The 15272-nt window shown below is 61.3% G+C and carries 14 protein-coding genes; 5 read left to right on the forward strand and 9 right to left on the reverse strand.

Features of this window, described 5'->3' with window-relative positions; genetic code table 11:
• Positions 1–168: 168 nt before the first annotated feature.
• The 4 genes from BS626_RS05635 to BS626_RS05650 all read right to left on the reverse strand — a co-directional run bounded on the left by BS626_RS05635 (position 169) and on the right by BS626_RS05650 (position 2716).
• Positions 169–1065: a Dyp-type peroxidase gene (locus BS626_RS05635; protein ID WP_075181410.1), complete on the reverse strand. Its 897-nt coding sequence runs from the start codon at positions 1063–1065 to the stop codon at positions 169–171.
• 94 nt (positions 1066–1159) lie between these two features.
• On the reverse strand, positions 1160–1777 hold the full coding sequence (locus tag BS626_RS05640) for an RpoE-regulated lipoprotein (protein WP_075181411.1): 618 nt from the start codon (positions 1775–1777) through the stop codon (positions 1160–1162).
• 67 nt (positions 1778–1844) lie between these two features.
• Positions 1845–2288, reverse strand: a complete 444-nt coding sequence (locus BS626_RS05645) for a DUF2919 domain-containing protein (protein WP_075181412.1) — start codon at positions 2286–2288, stop codon at positions 1845–1847.
• A gap of 2 nt (positions 2289–2290) precedes the next feature.
• Positions 2291–2716: a GNAT family acetyltransferase gene (locus BS626_RS05650; RefSeq protein ID WP_075181413.1), complete on the reverse strand. Its 426-nt coding sequence runs from the start codon at positions 2714–2716 to the stop codon at positions 2291–2293.
• 189 nt (positions 2717–2905) lie between these two features.
• Between BS626_RS05650 and amiA the strand changes: the two genes are divergently transcribed.
• Both amiA and hemF read left to right on the forward strand, forming a co-directional pair.
• Positions 2906–3721 (forward strand): N-acetylmuramoyl-L-alanine amidase AmiA, encoded by an 816-nt coding sequence (gene amiA, locus BS626_RS05655; protein ID WP_075181608.1) that lies wholly within the window; start codon positions 2906–2908, stop codon positions 3719–3721.
• A 67-nt stretch (positions 3722–3788) separates the two neighbouring features.
• A complete protein-coding gene (hemF, locus tag BS626_RS05660; protein ID WP_075181414.1) occupies positions 3789–4700 on the forward strand; it encodes an oxygen-dependent coproporphyrinogen oxidase in 912 nt (303 codons plus the stop codon).
• 34 nt (positions 4701–4734) lie between these two features.
• On the opposite strand, the gene maeB is transcribed toward hemF, so the two are convergent.
• From maeB to BS626_RS05685, 5 genes are all read right to left on the reverse strand, one after another.
• On the reverse strand, positions 4735–7014 hold the full coding sequence (gene maeB / locus BS626_RS05665; RefSeq protein ID WP_075181415.1) for an NADP-dependent oxaloacetate-decarboxylating malate dehydrogenase: 2280 nt from the start codon (positions 7012–7014) through the stop codon (positions 4735–4737).
• Positions 7015–7123: 109 nt separating this feature from the next.
• Positions 7124–7750 (reverse strand): trimeric intracellular cation channel family protein, encoded by a 627-nt coding sequence (locus BS626_RS05670; RefSeq protein WP_075181416.1) that lies wholly within the window; start codon positions 7748–7750, stop codon positions 7124–7126.
• A gap of 14 nt (positions 7751–7764) precedes the next feature.
• Positions 7765–9009 carry an amidohydrolase gene (locus BS626_RS05675; RefSeq protein WP_075181417.1) on the reverse strand — a complete coding sequence of 415 codons (1245 nt, stop codon included), beginning with the start codon at positions 9007–9009 and terminating at the stop codon, positions 7765–7767.
• A gap of 202 nt (positions 9010–9211) precedes the next feature.
• Positions 9212–10177, reverse strand: a complete 966-nt coding sequence (locus BS626_RS05680; RefSeq protein WP_075181418.1) for a sugar-binding transcriptional regulator — start codon at positions 10175–10177, stop codon at positions 9212–9214.
• Positions 10178–10286: 109 nt separating this feature from the next.
• Positions 10287–11060, reverse strand: a complete 774-nt coding sequence (locus BS626_RS05685) for a triose-phosphate isomerase family protein (protein ID WP_075181419.1) — start codon at positions 11058–11060, stop codon at positions 10287–10289.
• A 464-nt stretch (positions 11061–11524) separates the two neighbouring features.
• On the opposite strand from BS626_RS05685, the gene rpiB reads away from it, so the two are divergent.
• From rpiB to tkt, 3 genes are all read left to right on the forward strand, one after another.
• On the forward strand, positions 11525–11983 hold the full coding sequence (gene rpiB / locus BS626_RS05690) for a ribose 5-phosphate isomerase B (protein WP_075181420.1): 459 nt from the start codon (positions 11525–11527) through the stop codon (positions 11981–11983).
• 269 nt (positions 11984–12252) lie between these two features.
• Positions 12253–13203 (forward strand): transaldolase, encoded by a 951-nt coding sequence (tal, locus tag BS626_RS05695; protein ID WP_075181421.1) that lies wholly within the window; start codon positions 12253–12255, stop codon positions 13201–13203.
• A 44-nt stretch (positions 13204–13247) separates the two neighbouring features.
• Positions 13248–15251, forward strand: coding sequence for a transketolase (gene tkt, locus BS626_RS05700; RefSeq protein ID WP_075181422.1), 2004 nt, complete (start codon positions 13248–13250; stop codon positions 15249–15251).
• The last annotated feature ends 21 nt before the right edge of the window (positions 15252–15272 follow it).

Below are 15272 nucleotides of genomic sequence, written 5' to 3' on the forward strand. Positions count from 1 at the left end.
TGAATCCGGGGGGAGAGGAGACTCGAATAGCGTTCAGTGTATGAATAACGTGGTCAAAAGCTGTAACGGTTTTATATACCGTTTGGCGATTTGAAAGTCGAAATGGCTATAAGGCGGTAAACAGGACGATACCGTAGCGGCAGGTCGAGGCGACCTGCCGCTAACGCATTAAACTGAAAGCAGTTTTTCAACCGACGGTGCAAAAAAATAGCTGCCGGTCAGCGGTTGAGTAAAGCGCAGCATCGCGTCAAACTTGCCGTCGCGCTCGCCGAACATGCTCAGCAGCTGCTGCTCAATATTGTGTAGCTGCGCACAGTAGGCAATGAAGTAGAGACCGTGCACGCCGCTGGCGCTACCGTAAGGCAAACTCTGGCGCAGGATCTTCAGCCCCTGGCCCTGCTCCTTCAGGTCCACCCGGCTCAGGTGGGAGGTCAGCGGCCGCGCATCCGCCGCCAGCTCCCTGTTATCCTGCTTGGTGCGCCCCATAGTCTGCTCCTGCTTCGCCACCGCCAGGCGATTCCACAGCGTCAGATTATGCTGCCAGCGCTGAGTAAAGACATAGCTGCCGCCGGCATCCTCGCCGTCAGCGATGATCGCGACCTGACGGCGCATGTCACCCTGCGGATTCTCCGTGCCGTCGATAAAGCCGCTTAAATCGCGCTCTTCCACCCAGCGAAAGCCGTGAGTCTCCTCCTGCACCTCCACCACGCCGGCCAGCGCCTGCAGTGCCGCCTGGGCGAGGCTAAAGTTAACATCGTGACGTAGCGATTGAATATGGATCAGCAGATCGCGCTGGGTCGCCGGCGCCAGACCGCCGCCCAGCGGTTGAAAGGCCTTCAGCGCCGGAGCGGAAGCCGGACCGGCCAGATCGCGCCACAGCGCGTCACCGAAAGCCACCACCGCCCCGAGGACGGCGTCGCTAAACTGCTGCTGCAGTTGGGTCAGCTGCTGATGAAAGGCCCGCACGCCCTGACGCAGCGCGTCGGTGCTGCCGGTCACGCGGGCTTCGAGATAAATGGCGAAACGGCAATGCTCTGGTAAGATGCCGCTCTGAGGATGAAACATACTGCGCGCTCCTGAAATCACTGTCTCCTGAACAGGCGGCTATGATAGCCGAAAGCCGCGCGGCACCGCCTGATATTACGCAATTTCCTGCCGCTTAGCGCTGCCAGATAATGCGGCTCACCGTCCAGCTTTTCAGCGCGTCATCGGGCGGGATCAGGCCCTCCGGGCCGTGCCAGTTGCCGGTGAACTGATAGCGGATATGCTGGCTGTCCGGCGCCTGACACACCACGCCATCGCGTAAATCGCCCTGCCCCTGCTCGCAGTGGCCGAACGCTTTACCGTAAAGCTCGCTAAACGGCGTGCCGATTTTGACCCCGCGGGTGGTGACCGCCGCCGGATCGCTCACCGTGACCCGCTGCACCCGGCTGTCGCCGTCCACCAGCAGGTAAACCTGCTTATCCTGCAGTCCCTGCCAGAAGCGCACCACCTGACCGCGATCGCTGCGCATGCCCTGCCGCAGGGTGTAGCGTCCGTCAAGGGCGCGATCGATCGCCTCCTGATTCATCGCGGTTGCGCCGCTCAGCTGCCCGACGCCCGCGTCGCTCACCGTCAGGTCGCTGCCAAACCAGCTCAGCGGATTGAGGCTGGACCAGGACCAGTTAAGCGGATTCCACAGGGTGCCTTCGGAGGCGTCTCCGTGGCTGGCGGAGCCCGCGCACCCGCTCAGCGCGGCAACCGCGACGATGATTAGTGTCCGGGAACTTCTGTTCATGGTTACTCCTTAATATCATTGGCTGCTGCTTGGAGTCGCCAGACGGCAAAAAGTGCCCTCAGGGTGACTATCCGGGGTGAAAACAGGCGCGCAGGCGGCGACTGCCCGCCAGCCACGCCAGCGCCAGCAGGTCGAGCAGCAGCAGCGCCGTGGCCAGCATCGTCTCACCGTCATGCTGCCACAGGCTGACGCCCTGCAACAGGGCCACCGCCAGCAGGTTAAGCAACAACACCCAGCGCCAGGCCGCCCACAGCCGGGGCCAGCGCTGTCGCAGTCCGCTCAGCCAGAGGGCCACCGCCGCCGGAACTCCCGCCACCAGCCCCAGCCAGAAAGCATGACGATCGGGGTAGCACAGCGCCAGCAGCGCAGCCCCCTGTTCGCGCGAGGCACCGGCCATCACCAGCAGCAGCCAGGTACGCGCCTGCAGTAGCAGGATCAGCCAAAAAGCCAGCGGCAGGCGTCGCCGGCCCTCGTCATCATACTCGTCAGGAGTGTCCCGCCACGCCGCCACGCTCAGTACTCGCGATCTTCAATCAGCCGCTTGCCCATTATCACCGGCTCCTGCACTTCGTACTCCAGCTTCTCGTACATGCCGATCACCGCTTCATTCTCTTCCCGCACCAGGATGTGAATTTTCGGGCAACCGCGGGCAATCAGCTTTTTCTCCAGCCGGTTAAGTAAGGCATTGGCGATACCGCGTCCGCGATAATCGGGATGCACGCCGAGGTAATAAGCCGCGCCGCGGTGACCATCGTAGCCGCCCATAATGCTGCCGACCACTTCACCGCCGACCACCGCCACCAGAAACAGGTCGGGATCGTGATTCAGCTTACGCTCAATATCCATCTCCGGATCGTTCCACGGGCGCAGCAGATCGCAGCGTTCCCACAGGGTGATCACTTCTTCAAAATCGTTCTGGTGAAAGACGCGAATTTCCATGGTGTTGACTCATTAACAGGCTAATTTTGCTGATTATCATGGAAATCAGCAGGGGTGCAAGTTTTTGCCGGGAAAAAACGGCTTAGCGCGCTGAAATGAATAGCAAAAGGTTGAAATAGTTCCCCATTCGCCGCCAGGCGACAGTTAGGTTATAACAGTGTTACTGCACATCATTTGGAAACGCTGCTGATGAAAAAAACGTCCTCCCCCCTCTCTCTACCGCGACGTCAGCTGATCCTCGGCGGTCTGGCGGCACTGACGCTGGGCGGCGGCAGCGCGCTCGCCTCTCCTCTCCGGTCCCCGCCATCCGGCGCCAGGCCGGGAAAAACGCTGGTGATGATCGATCCCGGCCACGGCGGCATCGACTCCGGCGCGGTGGGGCCAGAGGGCCACGAAGAGAAACACGTGGTACTGGAGATTTCCCGCCATATTCGACAACTGATGCAGGACCATCCGCACATGGAGGTGAGGCTGACCCGCGACAGCGACCACTTTATTCCGCTCTGGCAGCGGGTGGACATTGCGCAGCAGCACGGCGCCGCGCTGTTTATGTCGATCCACGCCGACGGCTTTACCAACCCTGACGCCAGCGGCGCTTCAGTGTTTGCCCTCTCTAACCGCGGTGCCAGCAGTGCCATGGCGCGCTATCTGGCCGCTAAGGAGAACGCGGTGGATAAGCTTGGCGGCCCGCAGGTTGAGGCCAAAGACCGCTATCTGCAAGAGATTCTGTTTGATTTAGTCCAGACCGATACCATCAATAACAGCCTGACGCTGGGGCGCCATATTCTCGATCGCCTGCGTCCGGTGCACCCTCTGCACAGCGCACATCCAGAGCAGGCGGCGTTCGCCGTGCTTAAATCTCCGTCGATTCCCTCCGTGCTGATCGAAACGGCGTTTATCACTAACCCGCGCGAAGAGCGGCTGCTGAGCACCACCGCCTTTCGCCAGAAGATCGCCAGTGCCATCGGCGAGGGGCTGGTCAGTTACCACGCGCAGCGCGCCTGATGCCCGGCGGATGCAGCCGCCCCCCCGATAAAGGTATACTGCGGCGACTGAACACCAGGAGCCCACGATGAGCACACCCGATATCGCCCAGGTTAAGGCCTTTTTACTCGAGTTACAGGATCGTATCTGCCAGCAACTGGCGCACGCCGACGGCGGCGCGACCTTCATGGAGGATGACTGGCAGCGGCCAGGCGGCGGCGGCGGGCGCAGCCGGGTGCTGCGTAACGGACGCGTATTTGAGCAGGCCGGCGTAAACTTCTCGCACGTGTACGGCGACGCCATGCCCGCCTCAGCCACCGCGCACCGCCCGGAGCTGGCGGGACGCCGTTTTGAAGCGATGGGCGTATCGCTGGTGGTTCATCCGCACAACCCCTACGTGCCCACCAGTCACGCCAACGTGCGCTTTTTTATCGCCGAAAAACCCGGCGCCGATCCGGTGTGGTGGTTTGGCGGCGGTTTTGACTTGACCCCCTATTACGGCTTTGAAGACGACGCCCGACACTGGCATCAGACCGCCAGCGATCTCTGCCGGCCGTTTGGCGACGAGGTGTATCCGCGCTATAAACAGTGGTGTGACGACTACTTTTTCCTGAAACACCGCAACGAGCAGCGCGGCATCGGCGGGCTGTTCTTTGACGATCTGAACGCGCCGGACTTCGATTACGGCTTCCGCTTTATTCAGGCGGTGGGCCAGGGCTACCTTGACGCCTATCTGCCGATCGTGGCGCGGCGCAAGGCAATGACGTGGGGCGAGCGTGAACGGCAGTTTCAACTCTGGCGGCGCGGGCGCTACGTGGAATTTAACCTGGTGTGGGATCGCGGGACGCTGTTTGGCTTGCAAACCGGCGGGCGTACCGAATCGATCCTGATGTCGATGCCGCCGCTGGTGCGCTGGGAATATGACTATCAGCCGGAACCGGATTCGGTGGAAGCCCGGCTCAGCCGGGATTTTCTGGTGGTTCGCGACTGGCTGAGTTAAGCGTGCGGGCGGCGCTGTGCCGCCCGCCGGAGGGCTACAGCGGTTCGGTCTGCGCCTCCGCCACCGCCAGCGCAACCATATTCACGATGCGCCGCACCGAAGCAATTGGCGTCAGCACGTGTACCGGTTTGCTCATGCCCATCAGCACCGGTCCCACCGTGACCCCTTCCGAGCAGGAGACGCGCAGCAGGTTATAGCTGATGCGCGCCGCCTCAACGTTAGGCATGATGAGGATGTTGGCCGAGCCCTTCAGCGGGCTATCCGGCATCAGATCCTGACGGATGCTCTCTACCAGCGCGGCATCGCCGTGCATCTCCCCGTCCACTTCCAGCTCCGGCGCGCGCGCCTGAATCAGCGCCAGCGCCTCGCGCATTTTATGCGCCGCTGGGGCGTCGGAGCTGCCAAAGCTGGAGTGCGACAGCAGCGCCACCTTCGGCTCAATCCCAAAGCGCCGTACCGTCTCCGCTGCCATTAGCGCCATTTCGGCCAGCTCGTCCGGCGTCGGATCGTCATTGACGTAGGTATCGGCAATGAAGGTGTTGCCGCTGGGCAGCTGCAGCGCGTTCATTGCCGCCGCCACTTTCACTCCGGGTCGAAAGCCAAACAGCTTCTGGATAACCGCGTAGTGCTCGTGATACTCCCCGACGGTGCCGCAGATCAGGGCGTCCGCCTCCCCGCGGTGTACCATGATTGCGCCAATCAGCGTCGGATTGCCAATCACCGCCCGCTGCGCCTGCTCACGCGACACGCCGCGGCGTTTCATTATTTGATAATATTCGTTCCAGTAGGCTTTGAAGCGCGGATCGGACTCATTATTCACCACCTCAAAATCCTTGCCGGCCTCGATTTTCAGCCCCAGCTTTTGCAGCCGCATGGCAATCACTCCGGGGCGACCGATCAAAATCGGTTTCGCCAGCCCGAGCGTGACCAGCTCCTGGGTCGCGTGCAGCACCCGCGCCTCTTCACCTTCGGCCAGCACCACGCGCTTCGGTGCCTGCCGGGCCTGGGCAAAGATCGGCTTCATAAACAGATTGGTCTTGTAAACAAACTCGGTCAGTTTTTCCCGATAGGCGTCAAAATCAGTGATGGGGCGGGTAGCCACGCCCGAATCCATGGCCGCTTTCGCCACCGCCGGTGCAATGGTCACGATCAGACGCGGATCGAAAGGTTTTGGAATCAGGTACTCGGGGCCGAACGACAGCTCCTGATCGCCATAGGCGGAGGCAACCACCTCGCTCTGCTCCGCCAGCGCAAGATCGGCAATCGCCCGCACCGCCGCCAGCTTCATCTCTTCGTTAATCGCCGTGGCGCCCGTGTCCAGCGCGCCGCGAAAAATAAAGGGAAAGCAGAGCACATTGTTCACCTGGTTGGGATAGTCGGATCGCCCGGTACAGATAATCGCATCCGGCCGCGCGGCCTTCGCCACCGGCGGCAGAATTTCCGGCTCGGGATTGGCCAGTGCCAGAATCAGCGGGCTGTCGGCCATCTGTTTCACCATCCCGGCGCTCAACACCCCGGGTCCGGAGCAGCCAAGAAAGATGTCCGCACCGGCAATCACCTCATCCAGAGTGCGGCGGCCATCATCCTCCACGGCATAGGCCGCTTTAGTCTCCGCCATGTTGGCTTCACGCCCGCGATAAATCACCCCTTTTGAGTCGCAGACCACGATGTTGTGCTTTTGCATGCCGAGTGAGGTCAGCAGGTTCATGCAGGCAATCGCCGAAGCGCCCGCGCCAGAGACCACCAGCCGCACGTCGCTGATGTTCTTCTTAACGATGCGCAGGCCGTTCAGCACCGCGGCGGTACAAATGATCGCGGTACCGTGCTGATCGTCATGGAACACCGGTATTTTCATGCGCTCGCGCAGCACTCTCTCGATATAAAAACACTCCGGCGCCTTGATGTCCTCGAGATTGATACCGCCGAAAGTGGGCTCCAGCGCGGCAATCACGTCGATCAGCTTGTCGGGATCCTGCTCATCAACCTCAATATCGAACACGTCAATCCCGGCGAACTTCTTAAACAGTACGCCCTTGCCCTCCATCACCGGCTTGCCGGCCAGCGCGCCGATATTGCCGAGCCCCAGCACTGCCGTTCCGTTGGAGATAACCGCCACCAGATTACCGCGCGCGGTATATTTATGCGCCGCCTGCGGATCCTGCGCAATTTCGAGGCAGGGCGCCGCGACGCCCGGCGAATAGGCCAGCGCCAGGTCGCGCTGGGTCGCCAGCGGTTTAGTGGGGGAAACCTGAATTTTTCCCGGTTGAGGGTACTGGTGAAAATCCAGCGCGCTCTGTTTTAACTGGTCATCCATTCTCGATTCCTTTTGTTCACAGCGTAAAAGACGAAGCAAAAGGCAGTATAGAGGCGGGGGACGGGAAAAAACGTTGCGCCAGCCCCCATTTGCGCAGTTGCTGACGCATTCAGTGCGGCCGGCCGCGGTCGCTGCGGATAACCGGCAGGCGCAGGTGAAAATGGAGCGACAGCAGGCGAATAGCGCTGCAGCAGCCAATTGCGCTCCAGGTCGCCAGCGCCGGCGGCAACCAGCCCTGCCCGCCGGCCACTTCAATCAGGGCACCAACCAGCGCGGCGGTGGCGTAGATCTCCTGCGAAAAAATCCCCGGCGCGCGTCCGGTAAGCAGATCGCGCAGGCAACCGCCGCCAACGGCGCTGGTGACGCCCAACAGCACCGCCAGTTCAACGCCTCCGCCGTACAGTGCGGTTTTATGGGCACCAAACGCGGCAAAAAATCCCAGCCCCAGCGCATCAAAAAACAGCGTCGCCCGTTCGAAACTGAGGATCAGTGGCTCCCAGAAGGCGACGCAGATAACCGCCGCCACCACGATCGTCAGATAGACCGGCGTGGTCAGACCGGCCGGCGGCAGCGCCCCGATGCACACATCGCGCATCACCCCACCGCCCACCGCGGTGATCAGCGCCAGAACAAACACCCCCAGCAGGTCAAAACGCTCGCGCACGCCGGCAATGCCGCCGCTCAGGGCAAAGGCAAAAGTACCGAGCCAGTCAATCCATTGAAACAGAGACACCATGCGCGCGCGCCCCGTTAGTGGAGCCAGGTGAGCGCGGCAACCAGCATCGCCTCCAGTCCGGTTTTTACCGTCGGGTCGAGGGTAATGACAAAGCCGGAAGCATGATTGGCGGGGATCTCATCAACCCGATGCTGGCGCACGGCTTCCCGCCAGCGCGAAGCCTCAGTACAGCCGACAAACCAGAAGACGTAGGGAACCTGCCAGTGGCGGCCAAACTGGCTGAAGTCTTCACTGTTCATTGCCGGTGCGGTCTCATAGGCACGGTCACCAAACCACGTGTGGAAGCTGGCAGCAAGCTTCGCCGTCGCGGCCGCGTCATTTTCAGTCAGGGGATAACTGTCAATGACGCTGATCTCGGGCGAGGCAGCGCCCGAGGCGTGGCTCTCGCACTGACAGATGCGGGTGATCGACCCCATTACCCGATCCCGCACCGGTGTCGCATAGGTGCGCACATTCAGTTTAAGTCGCGCCTCATCGGGAATGATGTTCTCTTTAGTACCGGCCTGAATACTGCCGATGGTCACCACCGCGGCCTGCTGCGGCGCCGTTTCCCGCGAGACAATACTTTGCAGGCGCACGGCGCTGTAGGCCGCCATCAGTACCGGGTCTATCGATTTTTGCGGCTCAGAACCGTGCGCGCCCCGGCCTTTAAAGGTCACTTGCAGGCTGTCACCGGCGGTGAGAATCGGACCGGCCCGCCAGCCAACCGTGCCGGCCTCGGCGATCATGACGTGCTGGCCAAGGATAATATCGGGCTTCGGGAAGCGGTCTTTCATGTCGTCAATCATCGCCAGCGCGCCGGCGGCCACTTCCTCTCCGGGCTGAAACACCAGCATCAGCGTCCCCTTCCAGCTGTCACGGTGTGTCGCCAGCGCCTCAGCCGCCCCCATCATCCAGGCTACGTGCAGATCGTGCCCGCACATGTGCGCCACCGGGGTTTTCACCCCCTCCAGCGTCACGCCCTCCGCCTGGCTGGCCCACGGCAGCCCGGTCTTCTCTGCCATCGGCAGCGCATCCATATCGGCGCGCAACATCACCGTCGGTCCTTCACCGTTGCGCAGGATGCCCACCACGCCGGTTCCCCCCACTTTTTCTGTGACCTCATACCCTAACCCACGCAGGTGGTTGGCCACGATACCGGCGGTTCGCCACTCCTGCATCGAGAGTTCGGGATGTTGATGAAGATCTTTGTAGATATCGTTCAGCACCGGCACCAGCCGGTCAATGGTGTCTTGTAATGGTTGCAGTCTGGCTTTCATGCGAATAACCCTTCATGAATTCGTCCCTGGAGATGGCCGCGCCGGCATTAGCCAGCGCTCAGGGAAACAGTAAAGGGCTGCAGCGGGAAAATTAGTGCATCGCGTGCGCCCCGGTCTCGGCGCACGGCGCACGGCTGGGGCGTTGAGATACAGAAAACGTCGTACGAGGCCAGAACCCACGCGGCGTGGCGCGGCGTCCGGCTTATTGGGTAAGATTCAGCAGTGTGCGCACGTTTTGCGCGCTGGTAGCCAGCACATCAATGGCGCCGCTGCGCAGCGCACCGAGGATCGCCATCGCCTTGCTGCTCTCCGCCGCCACCGCAATCACGCAGGGGACCGCGCGCAACTCTTCCATACTCAGGCCGATCACCCGATCGTTCATCACCGTATCCACATGCTGCCCCTGCGCATTAAAGAAGTCGTAGCCGGCAATATCCCCGGTCACCCCCTGATTGACGCTGGCATCAATGATTTCGTGCGGGGTAAACCAGCCCAGCTTCACCATGTAGCTGCTTTCATTCATGTCACCGATTCCCACCAGCGCAAGATCGGCCTTGCGGGCGCGATCCAGCGTCTCTTTGATGGTACCGTTTTGCATAAAGGCGTCTTTCAGCGCACGATTTTCCACGTAGGCGGGGGCATACAGGGTCTCGCTGCTGCCGCCAAATTTTTTCGCCAGTCGGCGGCTGATATGGTCGGCGTTAATCGCATCGCCGGGGCGGTGCGTACCGCCGATGCCGCTGATAAAGTGGCACTGACGCAGCGGTACCTGGCCAGGATGGTCGGCGACTGCCGCCACGTTGCGCCCCTGTCCGACCGCCACGACCGATTGATCTCTCAGGTTGTGCGCCAGATGGGCGGCCACCAGGCCGGCGACCTGGCGCCGCTGCTCATCGGCATCGGCGTGATCAAGGGCGATAAGCACGCGCTGCAGTTGAGGAAAGCGTTCGCGCAGCTGCTGCTCCAGCCGGGTACTGAATACCGGATGATAGCGCACGTTAATTTCGACAATTCCCTCTTCGCGCGCGCGTCGCAGCAGCCTGCCCACCTTGATGCGTGAAATACCAAACCGCTGCGCTATCTCTTCCTGGGTAGTCTCATCCTGATAGTAGGCTACGGCGATTTCCGTGAGCAGTTCGCTATCCTGAGAGAGCGTATTTTTTTCCATCCTGACCTGTTCTCACCTCGGGCTGCCTGAAGGACGTCAGGCGCGTTGGAGGAGTTATATCACTTCCTTCCCCGGTTTCGCCAGGCGTTGCGCCAGTGCGGTATAAGGGTTATTCCGCCGCAATCCGTTGGCTGGCCTCATCCACAATGCTTTCCAGCGCCCGGGGATCGTGGGCGAACCGCCCGAGGAACAGGCCATCCACATCGCTACCCAGCCGCTGAATCAGCCCCGGTCCGGCGCTGCCGCCGTAAATGATGCGCAGCGTGATGCCCGCCGGCAGACGCAGCTGACGCAGTCCGGCGCAGACCGCGCGGATATAGCTGTCCGGAGCCGGTGCGGGTGCGCCAATCGCCCACTGCGGCTCCCAGGCAAACAGCAGGGTACCGCCGAGCCCCTGCCCGACGGTTTCCGCCAGCGCCTCATCCAGCTGCTGCTGGCACAGTGCGATCGCCTGCGCCGGTGTCCCTGAGTGCGCTTCACCAATGCACAACACCGGCGTGAGCCGGTGGCGCAGCGACAGCGCCACTTTGGCCGCGATCTGCGCGGCATCCTCAGCAAAGTGACGTCGCCGCTCGGCATGACCGATCTCCGCCAGCGTGCACCCCAGCTCCTGCAGCATGCTGGCGCTGACCTCACCGGTCCAGGCCCCCGGCCCGGTGTGGCACACGTTCTGCGCCCCTACGCGCACCGGCGTATCGGCAAAGCACGCCAGCACGGCGGGGAGCGCGGGAAAGGCCGGTAAGACAAACAGCCCCACTTTACCGCTTTGGATCGCCGGATGGCGCCGCGCCAGCGCCGCGACCGCCTCGCACCAGTTCAGAGTTTGCTGATAGCCAAAATACATTTTCAGGCTGACGCCCAGCCAGAGTTGCGGTTGAGACATGCTAATACTCCGTGATGAAACACCGGATCCCACCGGCCAGCCTGTGCCGGGGCGTCGCGCGGTGCGCCGGGGAGATCCCCGGCTTACGCAAAAAACACTGGTGTTGGCAACACACGGCATCCCCGGGATCCGTGTAAAAAGGAACGTGCTCACCGGCCCGACGGCCTGTGACAGGCGGCATTGACGTTCAACCACCGCATTGCACAGATGAACAATAATAGATTAAATGCGCAGTGCTCAACCCGGCGATGATAAAAGCGTGAGCGCGATCATAACGTTAAAAAGGACGACAACGGTCCGCTCTCGCGGTTAAGCGGCCGGCACAGCGCCCGGATGGCGGGAAGGATCGACTCACTCACAAAACCAAATGAACAACACTTGAACATATGAACGATTCTGTGCCAGGCTACAGATCGGCCCCCTTCTCCCTGCCCCGTGCAGACGACCGCCTGATGGAGTGAATGATGAAAAAAATTGCTATTGGCGCTGATGATGCCGCGATTGAGCTGAAAAATATCATCAAACAACTGCTGGAATCACAGCACTATGATGTGGTGGATTACAGCAACGATAGTCAGAACGATCGCCCGGTCTATCCGGACGTCGCGTTTGCGCTCGCCAGCGCCATTCAGGCAGGCAGCGTCACGCGCGGCATTTTGCTTTGCGGTACCGGGATTGGCATGGCGATTGTGGCGAATAAAGTACCGGGCGTGCGCGCGGCGCAGTGTCACGACACCTTCTCCGCCGAACGCGCCCGTAAGAGTAATAACGCGCAGGTAATGACCCTCGGCGCGCGGGTAATTGGCCCGGAACTGGCAAAAAACATCGTCAATGCCTGGCTGGCCAGTGAGTTTGAAGGCGGCGGATCCCAGGCGAAAGTCGAACGGATTGATTACTACGAGCAGCACGCCCGACGCACCTGACCCCCGCCTTTTCGCGCGCGCCCCGCGCGAACGCGCGCCGACCACACAGAATGCACAGCAGTCGGCGGCAAATCTGCCAGGCTTAACGCTTACGTCAGGCGTCCGCCGGCGCGGCGGCTCTGCCCGCTGCGCCGCGTTTCGCCTGGCCCGCCTCTCGCAACAATCAGAAAAAGCGGATGTTCATCGCCTGGCGACTAAGGCAGTGTATTACCCCAGCCATTGTTCCCTTTTGCCAAAAAAAAATATACTGTGTATCAAGGAGTTATAAGATGAATCAGTTAGAAGCATTAAAACAATACACCACCGTGGTGGCCGACAGCGGCGATATCGAATCCATCCGTCAGTACCATCCCGAAGATGCCACCACCAATCCCTCTCTGATTCTGAAAGCTGCCGGCCTCAACGCCTACCAACACCTGATTGAAGAGGCCATCGCCTACGCCAAAAAGCAGGGTGGCAGCCAAGAGACGCAGATCATTAATGCCAGCGACAAAGTGGCGATCAACCTCGGGATGGAGATCCTGAAAAGCGTACCGGGCCGCGTGTCGACCGAAGTGGATGCGCGCCTCGCATTTGACCGCGGCATGTGCGTCACTAAGGCCGAAAAACTGGTCAGAATGTACGAGGAAAACGGCATTGATCGGTCGCGGATCCTGATCAAACTGGCCGCCACTTGGGAAGGGATTCGCGCGGCGGAAGAGCTGGAAAAAAATGGCATCCAATGCAACCTGACTCTGCTGTTCTCTTTTGCCCAGGCACGCGCCTGCGCCGAGGCCGGGGTCTATCTGATTTCACCGTTCGTTGGCCGTATTTATGACTGGTATAACAGCCGCAAACCGCTCGATCCGTACGTCGTCGATGAGGATCCGGGCGTGGTCTCAGTGCGCAAGATCTATGACTACTACAAAGCGCACCGCTACAACACCATTATCATGGGCGCCAGCTTCCGTAAGACCGAGCAGATCCTCGCGCTGGCCGGCTGCGACCGTCTGACTATTGCGCCAAACCTGCTGCAGGCGCTGCAGGCCAGCGATGCTCCGGTGGTACGCCAGCTTACGCCCTCTACGCAGGGATTGAACGCCCCGTCGCCGCTGAATGAAGCGCAGTTCCGCTGGGAACATAATCAGGACGCGATGGCGGTTGAGAAACTGGCCGAAGGTATTCGCCAGTTCGCCGTCGACCAGCAGAAGCTGGAAGATATGCTGGCGGCAAAACTGTAATCGCGGCGGGGATAACCCCGCCTTTTTTCCAGAAAGGAGAATGCATGTCATCTCGCAGAGAACGCGCTAATGCCATCCGCGCCCTAAGCATGGATGCCGTACAGAAAGCCAATTCCGGCCACCCCGGCGCGCCAATGGGCATGGCCGATATCGCGGAAGTGCTGTGGCACGATCACCTTAAGCACAATCCCGGTAATCCACACTGGGCCGATCGCGACCGCTTTGTGCTGTCGAACGGCCATGCGTCCATGCTGCTCTACAGCCTGCTGCACCTGACCGGTTACGATCTGCCGCTGGCAGAGCTGAAAAACTTCCGCCAGCTACACTCTGCAACGCCCGGGCATCCGGAATATGGCTATACGCCGGGCGTAGAAACCACCACCGGCCCGCTGGGACAGGGGCTGGCTAACGCGGTAGGAATGGCGGTCGCCGAGCGTACCCTGGCGGGGCAGTTTAATCGTCCCGATCATACGATTGTCGATCACCATACCTGGGTGTTTATGGGCGACGGCTGCCTGATGGAGGGGATCTCCCATGAGGCCTGCGCACTGGCCGGCACGCTGGGGCTGGGCAAACTGATCGGCTTTTACGATCACAACGGTATCTCCATCGATGGTCATGTGGAGGGCTGGTTTACCGACGACACGGCGCAGCGGTTTGAAGCCTACCACTGGCACGTGATCCGCGACGTTGACGGCCACGATCCCACCGCAATCAGCCACGCTATTCAGCAGGCGAAAAAGGTAACCGATAAACCGTCGCTGATCATTTGCCGGACCACCATCGGCTTCGGTTCGCCGAACAAAGCGGGAAAAGAAGCCGCGCACGGTTCGCCGCTGGGCGAGGAGGAAGTGGCGCTGGCCCGCCAGCAGCTGGGCTGGCACCACCCGGCCTTTACGATCCCCAAAGCTGTCTATGACGAGTGGGATGCCCGGCCGGCCGGCGAGCAGCGCGAGCAGGCGTGGAACGCTACCTTCGCTGCTTACGCCAAGGCCTGGCCCGAGCTGGCCGCGTCGTTTACCCGCCGGATGCAGGGGGAGCTGCCGGATAACTGGCAGGCCGATACCGACGCCTTTATCCAGCAGCTGCAGGAAAATCCGCAAAACATCGCCAGCCGTAAGGCCTCACAAAATACCCTGGAGTGCTACGGCAAGCTGCTGCCGGAGCTGCTGGGCGGCTCCGCTGATCTTGCGCCCAGCAACCTGACCCTGTGGTCCGGCTCGGTCGCGCTGAGGGACGATCCGGCCGGTAACTATCTGCACTACGGCGTGCGTGAGTTTGGCATGACCGCTATCGGTAACGGCATTGCGCTGCACGGTGGCTTTATTCCTTATACCGCCACGTTCCTGATGTTCGTCGAGTATGCGCGCAATGCGGTGCGCATGGCGGCGCTGATGAAGGCCCGACAGGTGCTGGTCTACACCCACGACTCTATCGGTCTGGGAGAAGACGGTCCCACTCACCAGCCGGTTGAGCAGCTGGCCAGTCTGCGGGTGACGCCAAACCTCAGCGTCTGGCGCCCCTGCGATCAGGTGGAAACCGCCGTGGCGTGGCAGCATGCGGTGGCCCGCCAGCACGGTCCGACCGCGCTGATTCTGTCGCGCCAAAACCTGCCGCAGCCGGCGCGCAGCGCGGCGCAGCTCCGGGACATTCACCGCGGCGGCTACGTGCTGCGCGAGAGCGAAGGCGGTACGCCGGAAGTGATTCTGATCGCCACCGGTTCAGAAGTGGCGATCACGCTTGACGCAGCGGAGACGCTCAGCGCCGAGGGACATCGGGTGCGGGTCGTCTCCCTGCCCTGTACCGACCTGTTTGATGCGCAGGATGTCGCCTGGCGAGAGTCGGTGCTGCCCTCCTCGGTCACCGCCCGGGTGGCGGTCGAGGCCGGCATTGCCGACTACTGGTACAAGTATGTCGGCCTGAACGGCAGCATCGTCGGCATGAACGGCTTCGGTGAATCGGCCCCGGCCGATCGGCTGTTTGCCGAGTTTGGTTTTACCGCCGACAACATCGTTGCTCACGCGAAACGGCTACTCACAGTACACTAACCGATTCCGGGCGGGGCCAAT

The sequence above is a fragment of the Pantoea sp. 1.19 genome (genome assembly GCF_001922585.1).
Classification (GTDB): Bacteria; Pseudomonadota; Gammaproteobacteria; order Enterobacterales; family Enterobacteriaceae; genus 1-19.